Genomic DNA, 17,634 nt, shown 5'->3' on the forward strand with positions numbered 1-17,634 from the left:
AAAAGAAGAGAAACGCAAAGGTCGACCTACATATCAAGCGATTGAGCAAGGTTATAACCAAGCATTTACGACCATTTTTGATGCCAATGTGACTACGATGATCACGGCAATTATTTTATACGCCATTGGTTATGGGCCGGTGAAAGGCTTTGCCATCACGTTAGCGCTCGGCCTATTAACTAGCGTATTTACTGGCGTTTACATTTCAAAAGCGCTTAGCCAAACACTCTACATTAAACTAACCAATTTAACGGGGGCAAAAGCATGAGTTGGTCTACTTTAACGCCAGCGAGTAAAGCACGCCTTTTAGGGCTATTGCTAAGTTGTATTTTAGTCATCGCGAGCTTGGGTGTTTTATCTGTTAAGGGGCTTAACTTTGGCCTTGATTTTACAGGTGGCTACATTACTGAAATTAATACAACGTCAGTCACCACAATTACTGATTTAAAAGCAAAGTTAAGCTCTGAGGTTGCGAGCAAATTAACCATCACTAAAGCGGGTGAATATCACTTTGTTTTAAGAGAAGCGCCAGAGGCTAGCAAAGCCAGTACTTGGCAAGCAGAGCTTAATAAGCAAGGCGTAGACTATACCGTTTTATCTAGCTCATTTTTAGGCTCACAAGTGGGTGATGAGCTATTTGAACAAGGCTGTTTAGCTTTATTTGCAGCGCTGATTGCCATTATGGTTTATCTTGCCGTGCGCTTTGAATGGCGACTCGCTGTGGGTTCAGTGGTTGCACTGTTGCATGATTTAATCTTAGTGCTTGGTTTGTTTTCCTTGCTAGGGCTTGAGTTTAATTTAACCGTACTGGCGAGTTTACTGGCTATTATTGGTTATTCATTAAATGATTCGATTATTGTTGGCGACAGAGTCAGAGAGCTTTTACGGATTCAGCCAGATAATCAACGGATTAACACCCATGTTGTGATTAACGATGCAATTGGTTCTACCTTAACGCGTACATTGATCACCTCAGGTACAACACTTGCGACCATTGCTTGCATTTGGCTGCTTGCAGGAGCTGCATTAACTGGCTTTGCTATCGCGCTATTTGTGGGCATAGTGGTGGGAACATTTTCATCGATTTGTATCGCCGCTACCTTACCGCAGCTATTAGGGTTAAGTTCAGACAATTATACCCAAACACTGGATGATAAAACCAAAGCCTATATGGAGTTGCCATAAGTCAGTTTTATAACTTACTTTCATCAGCCGCTATTTTTCCATAGAATAGCGGCTTTTCTGTTTTAACTGCTTTGATATGAATAAAACACACGTAATTGAACATTTACGCTTTGCGCTAGAGGCACAACTGCATAACGCCAAAGAAGCGGCAAAAGCGGCCCATGATGCAGCAACTCACGAAGAAAGTGTAGCTGAAACTCAATACGATACCTTGGGTTTAGAAGCCGCTTATTTAGCGCAAGGGCAAGCTGAGCGAGTCAATGAGTGCTATCGTGACATTCAAGCATTTAATACAGTGTTTAAAGAAAGCGAATTTAATAAGGTTCGCGAAGGTGCATTAGTGTGTCTTATCGATGAGCACGATAACTCAAAGTGGTTCTTTATAGGCCCAAGTGCAGGTGGCTTAATGGTCACCGTAAAACAGCAGCCCATTTATGTTGTAACCCGAGAAGCGCCGTTAGGTAAACAACTGATTGGTAAGCAAGCCGATGATGAATTAACACTGACAATTGCAGGTAATAAGCAGTTTTACAGCATTGCAGAAATATGCTGACCAAGAAAATTTATTAATCAATAAATTTCATCTTAAGGTAAAAAATAACTCGTTGGTCACAAAGCTAAAAACCCTCTATAAATCACATCAAGCTTAAGGCTTATACCAATACACGCAATTACCAATTCTCGCGTATTGGTATTTTAAGCACCCATCTAGTTAAGTGAAGTTTAGCCTCATGCGTTCACTTAATTGGTTGGGTGTTTTCATTTTTTTTATAAGACTTAATTTAGGAAAAGTCGTGTTTAAAACCTTGATTGTGGTTGATAACAATGAGCAACGTATTGCTCAAAATTTCGAAAATGTCATTACCTTTGACACCTACTTACGTGATTACCCAAAACATAATGAGCCAAAAACGCGCATTTTAAACTTGTGTGATACAGGGCAGTATTTAAGCAAAGGTTATTATTGTTCTTTGCTTGCTGAAGCAAGAAAGCATCAGGTATTACCGAGTGTAAAAACAATTAATGCGCTACGTAGCGATGAACACAGCACGCGCCATAAAGAGCTCGCTGGTGGCACTGTATTTTTTGGTCACACAGATCAAGAGCAGCAAAGCAAAGCAACCAAAGCATTATTCTCGCAATATCCTGCGCCTATTTTGGTGTGTGATGAGCAAGGTGTTGTGAAGCAAGGCACGATTGCATCATTAGATGACACAGCCTTTACAGAGTTTGTAAAGCAACTAAGCAGTTTTACCGAGTCAGTGTGGCGCATTCACGATAAAAAACGTCGTTACCGTTGGGATATGGCTATATTGGTTGATCACCAAGAAAAAGTGCCACCAAGTGATAAAGATGCAATTGCAAAATTTATTAAAGCTGCCGCTAAACATGGTATTTATGCTCAAGCTCTGACATTTGATGAAATTACCAGTATTGCGCAATTTGATGCGCTATTTATTCGTCAAACAACGGCTATCGACCATCCAACTTATCGCTTAGCAAGTAAAGCACAAAGCTTAGGCTTAGTGGTCATTGATGATGCAGAGTCGATATTGCGTTGTTGTAATAAAGTGTATTTACACGATGCCTTTAATTATCAAAAAGTGCCGAGTTTAAAAACTCATGTTGTGGCTGATACAAACGAAGAGACAATCGAAAGTTTAGAAGCAAACTTTAGCTACCCACTGGTATTAAAAATGCCAGAAGGCTCTTTCTCTAAAGGTGTATTTAAAGTTGCTAATCGTGATGAGTTAGTAGCTAAGTTAACTGAGCTGTTTGAGTTCAGTGCACTTGTGCTAGCGCAAGAGTATATGTACACCGAATATGATTGGCGTGTCGGGGTGTTAAATGGCCGTGCAATTTATGCATGTCGTTATTTAATGGCGCGTAATCACTGGCAAATTTACAACCATGATGCAAAACGTTTCTTCTCTGGTGGCTTTGAAACCTTGCCAACATTTGAACTACCTAAAGTGGTTCTTGATGCAGCATTAAAAGCCTGCAAAACGGTGGGTAAAGGTTTGTATGGCGTTGATGTTAAAGAGCATCAAGGTAAAGCATACGTGTTAGAAGTGAATGACAACCCGAGTATCGACCATAAAGTCGAAGATGCTTATTTAGGTGATGAGCTTTATATGATCATTATGGATGAGTTTAAACAACGCCTAGAAGCACGAGGCCGCGGTTAATGAACGCATCTGTTTGCCAAATCCGTTTTGCTCAGGCAACGGATTTGGCGGCCCTTGTAGCGATTGAAGAACAAAGCTTTAGTCAAGATAGGTTAAGTAGCCGTAGCTTAAAACGCTGGATCAGCGCAACGCATGGTTTACTGATGGTGGCAGAGGTAGATAACCAACTGGTTGGCTATGGTTTAGTGTGGTGTCACAAAGGGACGCGCCTCGCTCGGTTATATTCACTGGCTGTTTTGAAATCTCAGCAAGGCAAAGGCATTGCCTCAAAGATACTGCTTGCGCTTGAAAACGAAACGGCTAAACGTGGCCGTTTATACATGCGTTTAGAAGTTGCGGTAAACAACCATTCAGCAATTCGCTTATATGAAAAACTGGGTTATCAGGTGTTTGGTCATTACAGTGATTATTATGATGACCATAGTGATGCACATCGAATGCAAAAAAACATTCGTCGTAATATCGAATTTAATGCCGATAAACACACGCCTTGGTATCAGCAAACAACCGAGTTTACCTGTGGTCCTGCGGCGCTATTAATGGCAATGTCATCCTTGAATGATACCGCAATGAGCCAACTCAAAGAGCTGGATATATGGCGTGAAGCGACGACTATTTTCATGACATCAGGGCATGGCGGTTGCCATCCTCTAGGGTTAGCACTTGCGGCAATGAAGCGAGGTTTTAAAGCTGATGTTGTTTTAAATACCCGCGATACTTTGTTTATTGACGGGGTAAGAAGCGAAAAGAAAAAAGCCATTTTGCATACGGTACATAATCAATTTGTGGCCGAAGCAATAGCTGCCAAGTTGCCAGTACGCTATCAAGAGTTAACCTTGGCAGCTATTGAGACTTGGCTTGCTGAGGGTAAAGCGGTGGTGTTATTGATCAGCACCTATCGATTCGATGGAAAAAAATCACCGCATTGGGTGTGTGTAACCCATATTGATGAGCACTGCTTGTATGTTCATGATCCATTCTGTGAAAACGAAAAGCAATTGGCGATTGACTGTCAGCACGTGCCAATAGCCAAAGCCGATTTTAGCAAAATGGCGAGTTTTGGTTCATCACGACTCAGCACTGCGATGGCCTTTTATTTATAATTTTGATTGTTAGTTTGATTTGGAAGTACAGTGACACTGAGTAGTTTATTTGATATTGCCCCTTATTCTTGGTCAGCAATTGGTAGCGCCGCTTTTTGCGGCGCAATTATTGGTATGGAGCGTCAATTACGCGGCAAACCTGTTGGCATACGCACCTCAGCACTCATTGTGTTGGGTACCTATTTATTTCTGGCTACTGCATTTATGTTACATGGCGATGTGATAGACCATTCACGTGTAGTGGGGCAAATTATCACCGGTATTGGCTTTTTAGGTGCCGGAGTAATGCTTGCAAAAGATGGCGCGGTTGTAGGAGTAACGTCCGCAGCAACTATCTGGGTGCTAGCCTCTATTGGAGTTGTCATTGCCACCGATAACTTGTTAGCTGCAATTAAACTTTCAGTATTAGTGGTCGTTATTTTGTATGGCGTTGATGTACTCGAAGCTAAATTTAAAAGCTTAGGTCGCGGTGTACATGCGCGTGTAAAACGCTATTCAAAGTTGTATTATCGAAAAGAAAAGTGAAACAAGAAATTAGAGTGGAATAATCCATGGAACCTTGCTACACAATAAAGCCTGCTAATCTACAAGATTTACTGCTCGTGGATAGTCAAATCCCTGAGTTTGATGGTAGAAATACGCTCGGTAAATTACAAGCAAGGATAGCAGATGTTGAGTATTTAATTTTAGTAGCCTTTATCGATAATGAGCCTGTGGCCTACAAACTCGGTTATGCATTAGATTCAAATACTTTCTATAGCTGGCTTGGCGCAGTAGCGCCAAAGTGCAGAGGGCAGGGCATTGCACAGGCATTATTAAACGCACAAGAAACATGGGTTCAAGAGCACAATTACCGAGCTATTAAAGTTAAGTCGATGAACCGTTTTCCTGCAATGCTGAGTATGCTGATTAAAAATAGTTATGTAATAGTGGGTTATGAAGACAGAGGCTGCCCACAAGCTAGCAAAATTTTATTCTCCAAAATCTTTGATTAGCCTAATAAATTCTAGACTACTCATACTCGGTGTGATGCCATTTTTAAACGTTTGACCATGAATATTGGCCATCTCGCCTGTTGTTAAAACAAGAATACTTCCGTCACTGAGCTCAAACGGAGTATTGACGGTAGCTAAGCCACACGTTTTCTCGCCAACGAGTGTTACATTTTCAAGCGATGATAGGCCAATTGCCAATGCTTCTGCAGAACTTGCGACACTAGAATCAATCAAAACATAAATCCCAATAGGCTGATGTTTTAAATGATAGGTATCTGGTTGGAAATTGATTTTTTGTAGCGAGCTTTCATGGGCTATTCCATCTTTAAAACCAAATCTAGTAATGCTTCCAGATGACAAATGGAATTCACCTAATGTCTGTGTAGCGTCGAAAAAAGGGGAAAGTGCTTGTAACATAGGCCACATATTGCCGCCGCTATTTTTTCTTAAATCAATAATCCAGTATCGAGAGTTCTCGTTGTCTTGAGATCTTATCTTATTGATTGAATTACTAACATATTGAGATTTTTCTTCCGTGGTTGTTATACCAATACTGGAAACCTTTAGATAAGAAAATTTACCTTTTTGAAAATTCAGCTTAATTTTACTGTTATTAACACAGCGTTTTTTTGCACTAAAGAAAGTTGTATTTAAACCTTTAACTTTTAGGTAAGAGTGTGGCTCATTAAGTGATTTTATGAGTGATTTTAGGTTTAAGTTACCATATTCGAGATAAGCTGCTTTATTAGCATAATCAGTTTTATGGATAAAATGTAGGTCAATTAACTGTTTTACTTCTTGATAATTTGGTTCTGCAAATAAAGTTAAACTGCAAAAAGAAATATGGGCTAAAAGGCACCATTTGAAAATAGTCATTTTCTGCAATTTACTACTCACTATTTTGGCAGGCTTAATAAAAAGTGTACTCCCTCGTTGCTATCTATTACTGAGATATTACCTTGTAGTTGCTGCGTTACAATTTTTTTAGCAATACTAAGACCTAACCCCATTCCTGTATGGTTGTTTTTTCCTTTATAGAAAGGTGTAAAAATAGCGTTGATCTGATCATCTTCGATTCCGATGCCATTGTCAGTGTAATGAATTTTCAATATACCATTGTAATCTTGCATATCAATTTTGATTCGCGGTTTTTCAACGCCTAAAAATGCGTGCTCCATTGAGTTTTGTAGCAAGATAAACAGCACTTGTTTTAGTAAATCTATTTCAATTTCACATTCTGACTTGGAAGGCGAGTAACTAACCTCAAGCTTGGCATTCGTATCTTTAAGTGGTTGTGTTAAATGGTTAGTTAATGTATCAGCTAACTGTTTGAGGCTAAAGGGAGACTTTGATGATTGAGCTTTTGTGTATAGCAAGTCTTGTAAAATACGTATTTTATGGGCACAGGTGGTGAGGTTCCGTGTTAATAACTCATTAGTATTAGCCATTGTTTCAAGAGCCTTATATAAAGCTTTTTGGCCTAAACTTTTATTTTCAAGACTTTGCTGCGTGTTAGTAATTGATAAATTAGCCACATCAACTGCGGTTATGCAATTACCGAGTGGGGTGTTGAGTTCATGGGCAATCCCTCTTATTAGAGTAGCCAACTCCTCGAACTGTAGTTGTTCAAATGCTTGTTTTTGCTGATGAAGTAATTTTAGTTGGGCTTCAAAACTATGCTTGATGGTTTCAAGTAATTTAATAACAGGTTCACTGTAACTATTCGGTTTATTATCTAAAATACATATCGTACCAAAAGGGGTCGCATCGCCGGCTGATATAGGTAACCCCAAGTAAGAAATCATATTTAACTTTATATCTGGGTTATCTTTCCAATTTTCATCAACCAGTGCGTTAGATATTGATAATAGCTTTTGCGTTTTTATGACATGCTCGCAATATAGGCCAGAGCCATCTAAGTTTTCACAATCACCGATGTTATAAGGATTTTCTAGATGATCATTTTTTGAAAAAACACTGATAACGTTGTCTTCAACTTTCATAATTAAAGCAACGGGCACTTTTGCAAACATCGCTAAAACCTCAAGGGTTTTATTCCAACTTTGTACTAATTCATTATAATCAGGTTGATACATTATTTCCGACTCAGAGAAAAAATTACTGCTATCTGAAAGCTTAGTTACAAATTTAATTTCGGCAAATTAATGCTTGACTTAAATGATATTTTCAAAAATTTCTGAGTTTATCTTACTCGTTATCCGAATAACTTACGTCGCACAACTGTTCTGTATTCACTAGGGGTTTGTGATAGTACTTTCTTAAATACCCGTGTTAAATGACCTTGGTCGTTATACCCGACTTCAAGGGCGACTTCTTGAATCGATAAGTTTGAAGAGGCGAGTAATTCTTTTGCTGTTTGCACGCGAAGTTGTTGCCAGTATTCAATGGGGGTTTGGCTGGTGGCTTGGCGAAAGCGTCGAGTAAAGGTGCGATAGCTAAGGTTGAATTGTGCTGCAATCTCTTGCAAAGATAACTCTGATGTTAGGTTGTTTTTTAACCAAAACTGTATTTGAGCAATGAGTTCATCAGGATGCTTATCGACAGCTCCCTCAAGATAACGTTGATCTTCATATGGCTTACGGATTTCATGGGAAAAATTACGCTCAACATGTTGTGCAGCTTCTCGGCCGTAATATTGACTAATAATATGCACAATAACATCGGCAAGCGCATTTAAACTCGCAACTGTGTACATGCGCTCAGATTGCGTGATAAAAAAGTCAGGCTTGAGCTGGACTTTAGGGTAGTCACGTTTAAATTGCTCTGCGTAATGCCAGTGAGTGGTAGCAGGGTGACCATCCAGTAATCCTGCTTCTGCAACTAAACAATTACCTGTGCCTACACCAATAATATGACTTCCTTGCTGCCATGAATCCTTTAACCATTGCACTAATTTTTTTTGTTTATTGACGACAGGACGCGGATTGCGCCAGATGCCAGGTACAATTATTAAATCACTTGTAGGGGCGGTGACTGTTTCACAGTCAGGTATGATTGCCAGCCCCGTTCTGTTGGGTATAGGCGCCAAGTTACTGGCTACTAAGTTGATATTTAGAGGGCAAAACTGTTGAGACTGATGATGGCTTTTGGCAAACGCTTCGCCAGCCCTCAACATCTCAATTGGTAGCGTGAGGCTGGTAATTAATAAATGGGGATAAACCAAGATACTGATTTCGGTGGCTTTAGTTTGTTGAAGTTTTGTCACTTTAATTGCTCCGACCAGTTGTTTTTGGCATTTCATGCATAATATTTGGCTATTTAAGCATAAAGAAGCGTTGGTAATCCATTTAAACTTAAGCGAATTATCGTAACACGTTTTCTCAAGGTAAATTATGACAGCATTACCCGTTATTGTTGGTATGGGCGGTATTAATGCCGCTGGCCGCACGTCTTTTCATCAAGGTTATCGTCGTATCGTGTTAGACAGCTTGGACGCAAAAGCCCGTCAGGAGACATTTTTAGGCTTAGCGACTTTAATGAATTTAGTTACATTGACAGACGGTGTTTTAAAAGATGCAAATGGTAATACCGTCAATGAAGCAGATATTGAAACACAATTTGGCGAGCAAATTTTAGCTGGCACACTTATTCGTAAAATTGAAAAAAATCACTTCGATGTAGATGCAACGCCATGGCAGCAAAAAATGACGTTAACAGCGTCTGATGAACAACAGATTGTTTTTGAAACGCGCCGTCGTGATTTACCATCTCCAGTGCCAGCAAGTTGGCAGGTCGAAGACCTTAGTGATAAAAAAGTGAAAGTCACTATTAGTGCTGATCTTGCTATTAAACATGACAGTACGCGTGACAACCCAATTAAAGCGGCAGGTCAATTACCAACAGGTTTTGAACCTTCGGCTATGTATAACAGCCGTTATCAACCAAGAGGCTTACAAGCAACTATCTTTGCCGCAACCGATGCTATTCGTTCAACAGGTCTGCCGTGGCAACAGGTAATGAACAGTGTTGAGCCTGATCAAATTGGTACATACTCAGCCTCTGTGGCAGGTCAAGTTGATGATGAGGGTTTTGGTGGATTGATACGTGCGCGTCAACAAGGCGATCGCGTAAGTACTAAACAGCTTGCACTTGGCTTAAACACTATGTCTACTGACTTTATCAATGCTTATGTAACAGGTAATGTGGGTACAACTTTTACCACTTCAGGCGCGTGCGCCACGTTTTTATATAACCTACGTGCCGCAGTAAACGATATTCAAGCGGGTCGTACACGAGTTGCTATCGTAGCGTCTGTTGAGTGTGCTATTACGCCAGAGATCGTTGAAGGTTTTGGTAATATGAGCGCACTTGCAAATGAAGAAGGTTTAAAGCGTCTTGATAATACTGATGTGGTTGATCATCGCCGCACAAGTCGTCCATTCGGTGAAAACTGTGGCTTTACTATTGGTGAAGGTGCACAGGTTGCAATTTTAATGGATGATGCACTGGCATTAGAGTTAGGTGCTGATGTATTAGGCAGCGTTGCTGATGTGTTTGTCAATGCAGATGGTATTAAAAAATCAATCACAGCGCCGGGTCCTGGTAACTATATTACAATGGCTAAATCTGTTGCATTGGCGAGCAGTATTGTTGGTCAAGAAGCGGTACAAAAACGAAGCTTTATTTTGGCACATGGCTCGAGCACGCCACAAAATCGCGTAACAGAATCATTAATTTATCATAAAGTAGCACAGACATTTGCGATTGATAATTGGAAGGTTGCAGCACCTAAGGCGTATGTGGGTCATACTATAGCGCCAGCTAGTGGAGATCAGTTAGCTATGGCGTTAGGTGTGTTCAGTCATAATATTATGCCGGGTATCACGACAATCGATAAAGTGGCGGATGACGTTTATAGCGAGCATTTAGATATTCGTACTCAACATTACCAATGCGATGCAATGGACATTGCATTTATTAACTCTAAAGGGTTTGGTGGTAATAACGCTACGGCAACAGTACTTTCACCAACAATCACATTAAAAATGCTAGCAAAGCGTCATGGTGATGCGGTTATGGCGCAATATCAAGACCGTCATACTCAAGTTGCACAAGCCCAAGCTGACTACCAAAAACAGGCTGATTTAGGTCATTATGAGCTTATATATCGTTTTGGTGATGGACTAATTGACGAAAATGACATTGAAATTTGTGAAGATTCAATGACAATCCCTGGTTTTGATAAGAAGATTTTGTTAACAAAATCAAACCCATACCAGGATATGTTTTAAGATCAAGACATGTTTAAGCACATTCTTGACAGCAAGGCGCTTTTAAAGCGCCTTTTTTAGTGCTATAAATGTTCCTATCTAAGGGAATAGGAGCAATTACTCATGATCAAACTTACTAAATTTGCTGTACTTTGTTCACTAATCGGATTACCAACACATACTTTAGCACGAGACGTTAATGACTTAGGTATTGACGTACAAGCTGCTACATCGGCCTATATCGTTAAAAATCAAAATCCGCGTTTTGCTGGTAGCTACAATGGCTCTCGATTAGAAGGGTGGGCGTTAATGTCGTATGTAGTTGACACACAAGGTAAAGCGAAAGACATTGAAGTGATCATGGCCTCCGATACCCGTGGTAGTGAAGAAAACGCAGAGAAATATTTAACTAATTTAGAGTTTGCACCAGCCACTAAAGAGGGTAAAACAGTTGAAGGTGGGTATCTATTTTCATTTGAAGTAGGGAAATATTTTAACGGTTACTCAAATGATAAAGCGAGCCGTGGTTTTATTAATGAATACGATGAAATTAATAAAATGCTGCAAGCCAAAGAGTTTAAAAAAGCTGAGCAGGCATTGGCTAAGTTATATAAAGATCACACCAAAAACACCTCTGAGCAGGCGTTATTTGCTTGGTTAAAAAGTCAATTTTATTACTACCAACAGCAATGGTTTGGCTTTGATGAGCAATTGTCGATAGCCTATTTATTGCGAGCAAAATTACCAACAGATATTCAGTATTTAGTCGCTAAAAGTGCTCTGCAGTGGTATAGCTTTAAGGGCGATTTTAACCTCGCTTACAATGCTATTTATGCACTTGATAATATCGAAGGTAAAGAATTCTCAGAAGAAAACAAGCTTGCTACAATTAAGCAAATTGATGACTTGTTAGCCCGCACACCGCAAATCAATTCACAAATTAATGTTTCAAAGGATAAGCTGTCTTATTTATCTTTGTCTCGCGGTTCTATCAAGATAGAGGGCGCAAGTGATGTATCTAAATTACAGATCCGTTGTGCTGATCAAGTCATTGATCTTGAAGCCAGTGAGTTAGTTAACTATGTCATTGATGAGCAAAGCAGACGCTGCGGTTTATTAGTTAAATCTGCAAACCCAGCTGAAATTAAAGTTAAACAAACCGGGTATGCCATTGTTAACTCTAAATTCGATGCTAGTTAGCTGTTTACTTTAAGCGTTTAACATACCTTAGCGTTACGAAATTAATTAATGCCATTAAAAAGGCAATTTCGTAGCGACTGAATGCCACAGCTATGCCAATAAGTCCCATATTCCAAATACTGGCTGCTGTGGCTGTTCCATAAGTTGAATTTTTGTTCTTCAAAATGGCACCGCCACCGATAAAGCCAATACCTGTGATAATCCCTTCTAGTACTTTTGATTCAGCCTCAGAGCTTGTCAAAACAGACATGCCCACTAATGCATAACCACAAGATGCAACGGCTACTAACGGAAAAGTTCGAAGACCAGCGCCATTACTGGTTTTTTCACGGTCAAATGCCATGGGCAAGGCAAGTAAATAGGCAATCCCTAAGTGAATTAAATTATCGAGAATTTCATACCAATCAAAATTAAAGTCCATACTTAGCTCCTTGCGATGTTAATTTTGACAGAGCTGCAATTTCAATACCCGATCAACAAATTAAATAAAATGAGGAAACTAGGGACATGTAGCCGGGTTTTAAAAAGTAAGGCTTGGTATACTTTGCGCTTTTTACGCATTGCTATGTCATTTTTTCAGTCTTTTGGCTGTTTGAATTTCAGCCATGCTAACAGTATGCTAATCACGCTGAATAAATAGGCTTCACTTTGAAACATTCCACCTCACCTCTTGAAAAGACCGCGCTTGCACTGTGTATGTTTGGTGCTCTCATTGCTGTTGTATTGCCGGACATTATCACTGAGCAAGTACAACCGTTTGTACAAATGGTTTTAAAGTGGATAGGTAGTAGCTTTTTCTTGATGATCAATTTTTTATTGTTTGCCATCATAATATTAGCTGTAAGTCCATTAGGAAGCCGCAAAGTTGGTGGCGAACATGCTGTTGTCGAGTATTCAAACTTTGGTTGGTTTGCTATGCTGTTTGCTGCTGGAATGGGCTCAGGGTTGGTTTTTTGGGGTGTTGCTGAGCCTGCATTACATTCCCTTGACCCACCACTTAAACAAAGCTTATACCCAGACAGACTAGCAAGTAGCTTGGCTTTAACCTTGGTCAATTGGGGAGCTCATGCTTGGGCTCTTTATGCAGTCTTTGCATTAGTTCTTGGCGGGTTAACACAGTACAGTGGTAAGTCAGGAGATATATGTGCTCCTGTTTTAACGGCACTTGGCAATCGGTTTGATAGATCTGCAAAATATACAGTCTCGTTTATTGTAAAATTAACTGCGGTGCTCTCGATATTTTTTGGTGTAGTGGGGACCATAGCAAATTCAACTTTACTGATCAGTAAAGGTGTTGAGATCGAGTTGGGTGTTACTTCAACATTATTAGTTGGGTCTTTAATCGTTTGTTTGTTAGCCGTTATTTATTCTCTGTCGGTTAAGTTTGGTTTACGCCGCGGTGTGCAATCACTGAGCATATTTAATGTGCTTTTGGCATTTAGTTTGCTCGTTTGGTTGCTAATAGTGGTGCCGATTGCGCCTATTATTAAAATTGCATTAGATGGAACCGGCTACTATTTACAGTTACTTGCGACCGGCACTTGGCAATTTGATAGCCAATTAAAAACACCAGATTGGGCCAATCATTGGACATATAACTACTACTTTTGGTGGTTAGCGTGGGGACCATTCGTCGGCGTGTTTCTAGCCAAAATTAGTCAGGGGCGTAAGGTTTGGCAATTTATTATGGCGGTTGTGTGCATTCCAACTTTAGTCACAATTATCTGGTTTGCGACTTTTTCAGGCGCAGCGATTGAATGGGATAGACTCAATCAAGCAGGCATTTTAGCTGCAATTAGACAAGATTACAGCCAAGGCCTATTTGTATTTTTTCATCAATTAGGTTGGCAAGGGACCGTGTTTATTTGGTCAAGTTTGTTATTACTATTGGTATTTGTGGCAACCTCAGCTGACTCTGCAATTTTAGTGATAAGAGAGCTTGTTGGAGCTAAAAATAATCGTGTGACCCTCTACGCATGGTGTTTTGCTTTATTTATATGCAGCTTTTCATTATTACTGTTACAAGATGAGCCCTTAAATCGTAGCGTTGCAATTTTAGGCGCTTTACCTTTCTTACTAATATTTTTATTGCAGCTGGTTGGTTTTTTAAAAGAGTTTATTCGCGATATTTGTGATTAATACCAACCCAAGAACAATTACCTCAAAGTAGATCACTTAATTAAGCGAGTTGGTATCACTACATTTTCTTACAGTAAAATTAAGCATTTGCTATTATGCTCATAAAATAAGCTTAAGTGTATTGGAGGACCCATGCTTAATTGTTGTCAAATAAACCATGTCATAAAAGAATGTGTTGTGGTTAAAGCTGAACCGAAAAAAGACCTACAATGATGGATAGCTTTAACAATGAAGATTAACTTCTCAAAACTTGTTATCTACTCACTAATTTATCAATTAACGGGGTGTACCTTGGCGGGAGCCTTTATTGATGGTTCTGCAAAAAACTCACCATCAACTAAGCTTGGAAATACAAATGCAAATCATGCTAAGACTACAATAAAAGATCCCGAGGGTTTCTCATTCGCAAAGCTAGGTTTTGAAATTGACAGTGCTGTGATTGGCTTATTAAAACCGAAAGACAAAGAACCGCAACTGGTTTGCAGGCAAATCAGTCAAAGTATCAAAGAGTGTGAGGAAATAAAGACCTCACACTAGTCATTACTTATTACAAATACTTTTGATGAAACATTAGGTGTTCATCAATAAAGCTGCTGATAAAGAAGTAACTATGATCATAACCAGCGTGCATGTTAATTTCAGCTGGGTAATCTTTTTCGTTCACGACAGCAAATAAGTTATCGGTTTTGAGTTGCTCAGTTAAGAAGTTATCGGCTTCACCTTGATCAATACGCATCGGTAAATAATCGTCAGCAATTGCTTTTTTCATTAATTCACAGCTATCGTATTCGAGCCAATTTGCTTTATCACTGCCAAGGTAATTGCTAAACGCCTTTTCACCCCAAGGGCAATTCATCGGGTTCACAATCGGGCTAAAAGCACTAGCGCTAACGTACTGCTTAGGGTTTTTAAGTGCAATCATTAGCGCGCCATGGCCACCCATAGAGTGTCCGGCAATGGCTTTTTTGTTAGTAACAGGGAAGTGCGCCTCAATCAGTGCTGGTAACTCAGCAACAACATAATCGTACATGTTGTAATGCACATTATAAGGTGCTTGGGTTGCATTAACATAAAAGCCTGCACCTTGACCAAAATCGTAGTTTTCGTCGTCAGGAACATTATCACCGCGCGGGCTAGTATCTGGGGCGACGATAGCAATACCTAGTTCAGCCGCTTTTTTAAAAGCTCCCGCTTTTTGCATAAAGTTTTCATCAGTGCAGGTTAAACCTGATAACCAATACATTACAGGTACTTTATTCGTTTCGCTGGCACCAGGCGGTAAAAATATCGCAAAGCGCATGGCACAATGTGTACTATTAGCTTGGTGGGTATATTGTTTATGCCAGCCACCGCTGACTTTTGTTGAGCTTATGTTTTCTAGCATAACCACATCCTTGAAACAAAAGCGCTAGGTAGTAACCTAGCGCAAAATTAAAAGATTAATAATGAATAACTGAGCGAATACTCTTACCTTCGTGCATTAAGTCGAAAGCTTCATTGATATCTTCTAGTTTCATGGTGTGTGTGATGAAATCATTCAACGCAAACTCACCATTCATATAGCGCTCAACAATCTCTGGTAGCTCAGAGCGACCTTTAACGCCACCAAATGCGCTACCACGCCATACACGGCCTGTTACTAGTTGGAATGGACGGGTAGAGATCTCTTGACCTGCGCCTGCAACACCGATAATTACTGATTCGCCCCAACCTTTGTGACAACACTCAAGGGCAGAGCGCATAACATTAACGTTGCCGATACATTCAAATGAGAAATCAACACCGCCGTCAGTCATTTCAACAATGACTTCTTGGATTGGTTTGTCAAAGTCATTTGGATTAATTAAATCAGTTGCGCCTAATTTAGTAGCTAGTTCGAACTTGCTGGTATTGATATCAACACCAATAATACGGCTTGCGCCAGCCATAGTTGCACCAATGATGGCAGATAAACCAATACCACCTAGACCAAAAATAGCGACAGTATCGCCTTTTTGAACTTTTGCTGTTTTAGTCACAGCACCCATGCCGGTTGTTACACCACAACCAAGTAAACAAATTTCTTCAAGAGGTGCTTCTTTGCTCACTTTAGCAAGTGAAATCTCAGGTAATACAGTGTATTCAGAGAAAGTAGAGCAACCCATGTAGTGATAAATTGGTTGACCATCTTTATAGAAACGCGTTGTGCCATCTGGCATTAAACCTTTACCTTGCGTTTCACGTACCGCAGAGCATAAGTTTGTTTTGCCAGACTTACACATCTTACACTCGCCACATTCAGCAGTGTAAAGAGGTATAACATGATCGCCTACTTCAACGTGCGTTACGCCTTCACCAACAGCTTCAACAATACCGCCGCCTTCATGGCCAAGGATTGCTGGGAAAATACCTTCAGGGTCTTCACCAGACAAAGTGAATGCATCGGTATGACAAACACCTGTAGCAACAATCTTTACCAGTACTTCGCCTTTTTTAGGCATCATTACATCCACTTCTTCAATTGAGAGTGGTTGATTTGGACCCCAAGCGATAGCCGCTTTTGATTTAATAAAATCAGTCATAACGTTCCCTTATAGTTGTTGGAAGTAAGTAATAAACTTAGTCTATTTTATTTATTTCTCAATGAATGATAATCTTAGTTTTATTAAAACACTTTTACAGTATGGTAATAATGAATCGTTGGCACGGAATTGATGAATTTTTAGCGGTAGCCGAAACTGGTAGTTTTACAAAAGCAAGTAAACTGCTGGGTATGTCAGTGGCGCATGTAAGCCGTTATGTGAGTCAATTAGAAGAACGATTAAACACACAATTGCTAACCCGAACGACCCGTAAAGTAGTGCTAACGCAAGAGGGGCAAGTGTTTGCGCATCAAACAAAACAGTTACAGCATGCTATGGATGATGCCACGGCACTGCTTGCCGAGCAGCAACTGACACCTAAAGGCAGCATCAAGCTGACAGCCCCTGTCATGTATGGTGAAAGCTACATAATGCCTGCGGTGCATACATTTATGCAAAAGCACCCAGATATTGAAGTAATCAGTCATTTAAGTAATGAGCAAGTCAATCTATTAGAAGAAGGGTATGACTTAGCTATTCGGCTTGGTCATCTAAAGGATTCATCTTTAAAAGCTCGGCGCATTAGCCAACGCAGGCTGGTTATATGTTGTAGTCCCGAATACATAAATAATTATGGGCAACCGCACAGTGTCAGTGAATTAAGTCAGCACCATTGCCTCATCGGTAATAACAGCTACTGGCGGGTAAAAGAGCAGGGCCAAGATAAGCATATTAAAGTGGCTGGGCGTTTAGCATGTAATAGTGGTTGGGCATTGGTGGATGCAGCTATTAAAGGGTTAGGCATCGTGCAATTACCGGATTATTATGTCAATGAGCACCTAGCCAATGGCAAGTTGACCGCTGTACTTTCGAATGTTGCACCTGCACCTGAAGGTGTATGGGGGGTGTACCCACCTAGGCAATTTATAGCAACCAATGTAAAAGCATTACTTGACCATTTGGTCGCTACTGTTCAAGTATCAGATTTATAATTATTTTTTACAATTTCGCGCATCCCATGCTGGCTAAAT

The 17,634-nt window shown here is 40.1% G+C and carries 17 protein-coding genes and 1 pseudogene; 12 read left to right on the plus strand and 6 right to left on the minus strand.

The window, feature by feature from the left end:
* The 7 genes and pseudogenes from L1267_RS09855 to L1267_RS09885 form a co-directional block, all read left to right on the plus strand.
* Window positions 1-268: pseudogene (locus L1267_RS09855) on the plus strand (protein translocase subunit SecD); the annotation flags it as partial.
* The gene (secF, locus tag L1267_RS09860; RefSeq protein WP_235382723.1) at window positions 265-1,185 is read left to right on the plus strand and encodes a protein translocase subunit SecF; all 921 of its coding nucleotides are present in this window, start codon (window positions 265-267) and stop codon (window positions 1,183-1,185) included. The pseudogene L1267_RS09855 and the gene secF, both read left to right, overlap by 4 nt.
* A 76-nt stretch (window positions 1,186-1,261) precedes the next feature.
* The gene (locus L1267_RS09865) at window positions 1,262-1,738 is read left to right on the plus strand and encodes a GreA/GreB family elongation factor (protein ID WP_235382724.1); all 477 of its coding nucleotides are present in this window, start codon (window positions 1,262-1,264) and stop codon (window positions 1,736-1,738) included.
* 241 nt (window positions 1,739-1,979) lie between these two features.
* The gene (locus L1267_RS09870) at window positions 1,980-3,374 is read left to right on the plus strand and encodes a RimK family protein (protein WP_235382725.1); all 1,395 of its coding nucleotides are present in this window, start codon (window positions 1,980-1,982) and stop codon (window positions 3,372-3,374) included.
* On the plus strand, window positions 3,374-4,477 hold the full coding sequence (locus L1267_RS09875) for a GNAT family N-acetyltransferase/peptidase C39 family protein (RefSeq protein WP_235382726.1): 1,104 nt from the start codon (window positions 3,374-3,376) through the stop codon (window positions 4,475-4,477). Before L1267_RS09870 ends, L1267_RS09875 begins: the two co-directional genes overlap by 1 nt.
* A gap of 30 nt (window positions 4,478-4,507) precedes the next feature.
* Window positions 4,508-5,002, plus strand: coding sequence for an MgtC/SapB family protein (locus tag L1267_RS09880; RefSeq protein ID WP_235382727.1), 495 nt, complete (start codon window positions 4,508-4,510; stop codon window positions 5,000-5,002).
* A gap of 26 nt (window positions 5,003-5,028) precedes the next feature.
* Complete coding sequence (locus tag L1267_RS09885; RefSeq protein ID WP_235382728.1) at window positions 5,029-5,472, plus strand: GNAT family N-acetyltransferase; 444 nt, start codon at window positions 5,029-5,031, stop codon at window positions 5,470-5,472.
* Here L1267_RS09885 and L1267_RS09890 read toward each other — a convergent pair.
* The 3 genes from L1267_RS09890 to L1267_RS09900 all read right to left on the minus strand — a co-directional run bounded on the left by L1267_RS09890 (window position 5,449) and on the right by L1267_RS09900 (window position 8,734).
* Window positions 5,449-6,348, minus strand: a complete 900-nt coding sequence (locus tag L1267_RS09890; RefSeq protein WP_199526412.1) for a S41 family peptidase — start codon at window positions 6,346-6,348, stop codon at window positions 5,449-5,451. The genes L1267_RS09885 and L1267_RS09890 overlap by 24 nt on opposite strands.
* Before the next feature lie 20 nt (window positions 6,349-6,368).
* Window positions 6,369-7,568: a GAF domain-containing sensor histidine kinase gene (locus L1267_RS09895; protein ID WP_235382729.1), complete on the minus strand. Its 1,200-nt coding sequence runs from the start codon at window positions 7,566-7,568 to the stop codon at window positions 6,369-6,371.
* Between the two features lie 119 nt (window positions 7,569-7,687).
* Window positions 7,688-8,734 carry a GlxA family transcriptional regulator gene (locus tag L1267_RS09900; RefSeq protein ID WP_135924889.1) on the minus strand — a complete coding sequence of 349 codons (1,047 nt, stop codon included), beginning with the start codon at window positions 8,732-8,734 and terminating at the stop codon, window positions 7,688-7,690.
* A gap of 91 nt (window positions 8,735-8,825) precedes the next feature.
* On the opposite strand from L1267_RS09900, the gene L1267_RS09905 reads away from it, so the two are divergent.
* Together L1267_RS09905 and L1267_RS09910 are read left to right on the plus strand one after the other, a co-directional pair.
* On the plus strand, window positions 8,826-10,724 hold the full coding sequence (locus tag L1267_RS09905) for a beta-ketoacyl synthase (protein WP_235382731.1): 1,899 nt from the start codon (window positions 8,826-8,828) through the stop codon (window positions 10,722-10,724).
* 102 nt (window positions 10,725-10,826) lie between these two features.
* Complete coding sequence (locus tag L1267_RS09910; protein ID WP_235382732.1) at window positions 10,827-11,903, plus strand: energy transducer TonB; 1,077 nt, start codon at window positions 10,827-10,829, stop codon at window positions 11,901-11,903.
* Between the two features lie 4 nt (window positions 11,904-11,907).
* Here the strand turns inward: L1267_RS09910 and L1267_RS09915 are convergent, their stop codons facing one another.
* The gene (locus L1267_RS09915) at window positions 11,908-12,324 is read right to left on the minus strand and encodes an MgtC/SapB family protein (protein ID WP_135924881.1); all 417 of its coding nucleotides are present in this window, start codon (window positions 12,322-12,324) and stop codon (window positions 11,908-11,910) included.
* Window positions 12,325-12,551: 227 nt separating this feature from the next.
* Here L1267_RS09915 and L1267_RS09920 point away from each other — a divergent pair, with 227 nt between their 5' ends.
* Both L1267_RS09920 and L1267_RS09925 read left to right on the plus strand, forming a co-directional pair.
* Complete coding sequence (locus L1267_RS09920) at window positions 12,552-14,042, plus strand: BCCT family transporter (protein ID WP_235382733.1); 1,491 nt, start codon at window positions 12,552-12,554, stop codon at window positions 14,040-14,042.
* A gap of 228 nt (window positions 14,043-14,270) precedes the next feature.
* Entirely contained in the window at window positions 14,271-14,579 is a 309-nt protein-coding gene (locus L1267_RS09925; protein ID WP_138557593.1) for a hypothetical protein, read from the plus strand.
* A 10-nt stretch (window positions 14,580-14,589) separates the two neighbouring features.
* Here the strand turns inward: L1267_RS09925 and fghA are convergent, their stop codons facing one another.
* A complete protein-coding gene (gene fghA, locus L1267_RS09930) occupies window positions 14,590-15,426 on the minus strand; it encodes an S-formylglutathione hydrolase (protein WP_235382734.1) in 837 nt (278 codons plus the stop codon).
* A gap of 55 nt (window positions 15,427-15,481) precedes the next feature.
* Window positions 15,482-16,603 carry an S-(hydroxymethyl)glutathione dehydrogenase/class III alcohol dehydrogenase gene (locus L1267_RS09935; RefSeq protein ID WP_235382735.1) on the minus strand — a complete coding sequence of 374 codons (1,122 nt, stop codon included), beginning with the start codon at window positions 16,601-16,603 and terminating at the stop codon, window positions 15,482-15,484.
* A 110-nt stretch (window positions 16,604-16,713) separates the two neighbouring features.
* Between L1267_RS09935 and L1267_RS09940 the strand changes: the two genes are divergently transcribed.
* Entirely contained in the window at window positions 16,714-17,595 is an 882-nt protein-coding gene (locus tag L1267_RS09940; RefSeq protein ID WP_138557590.1) for a LysR family transcriptional regulator, read from the plus strand.
* The last annotated feature ends 39 nt before the right edge of the window (window positions 17,596-17,634 follow it).

Source organism: Pseudoalteromonas sp. OFAV1, assembly GCF_021532595.1.
Taxonomy (GTDB): Bacteria; Pseudomonadota; Gammaproteobacteria; order Enterobacterales; family Alteromonadaceae; genus Pseudoalteromonas; species Pseudoalteromonas lipolytica_C.

Excerpts from the sequence above, each read along its gene's own strand:
- L1267_RS09900 (WP_135924889.1), bottom strand. The coding sequence starts at position 8,734 with ATGAAATGCCAAAAACAACTGGTCGGAGCAATTAAAGTGACAAAACTT.
- L1267_RS09925 (WP_138557593.1), top strand. The coding sequence starts at position 14,271 with ATGAAGATTAACTTCTCAAAACTTGTTATCTACTCACTAATTTATCAA.
- secF (WP_235382723.1), top strand. The coding sequence starts at position 265 with ATGAGTTGGTCTACTTTAACGCCAGCGAGTAAAGCACGCCTTTTAGGG.
- L1267_RS09865 (WP_235382724.1), top strand. The coding sequence starts at position 1,262 with ATGAATAAAACACACGTAATTGAACATTTACGCTTTGCGCTAGAGGCA.
- L1267_RS09915 (WP_135924881.1), bottom strand. The coding sequence starts at position 12,324 with ATGGACTTTAATTTTGATTGGTATGAAATTCTCGATAATTTAATTCAC.
- L1267_RS09890 (WP_199526412.1), bottom strand. The coding sequence starts at position 6,348 with ATGACTATTTTCAAATGGTGCCTTTTAGCCCATATTTCTTTTTGCAGT.
- L1267_RS09905 (WP_235382731.1), top strand. The coding sequence starts at position 8,826 with ATGACAGCATTACCCGTTATTGTTGGTATGGGCGGTATTAATGCCGCT.
- fghA (WP_235382734.1), bottom strand. The coding sequence starts at position 15,426 with ATGCTAGAAAACATAAGCTCAACAAAAGTCAGCGGTGGCTGGCATAAA.
- L1267_RS09910 (WP_235382732.1), top strand. The coding sequence starts at position 10,827 with ATGATCAAACTTACTAAATTTGCTGTACTTTGTTCACTAATCGGATTA.
- L1267_RS09885 (WP_235382728.1), top strand. The coding sequence starts at position 5,029 with ATGGAACCTTGCTACACAATAAAGCCTGCTAATCTACAAGATTTACTG.
- L1267_RS09875 (WP_235382726.1), top strand. The coding sequence starts at position 3,374 with ATGAACGCATCTGTTTGCCAAATCCGTTTTGCTCAGGCAACGGATTTG.
- L1267_RS09895 (WP_235382729.1), bottom strand. The coding sequence starts at position 7,568 with ATGTATCAACCTGATTATAATGAATTAGTACAAAGTTGGAATAAAACC.
- L1267_RS09940 (WP_138557590.1), top strand. The coding sequence starts at position 16,714 with ATGAATCGTTGGCACGGAATTGATGAATTTTTAGCGGTAGCCGAAACT.
- L1267_RS09935 (WP_235382735.1), bottom strand. The coding sequence starts at position 16,603 with ATGACTGATTTTATTAAATCAAAAGCGGCTATCGCTTGGGGTCCAAAT.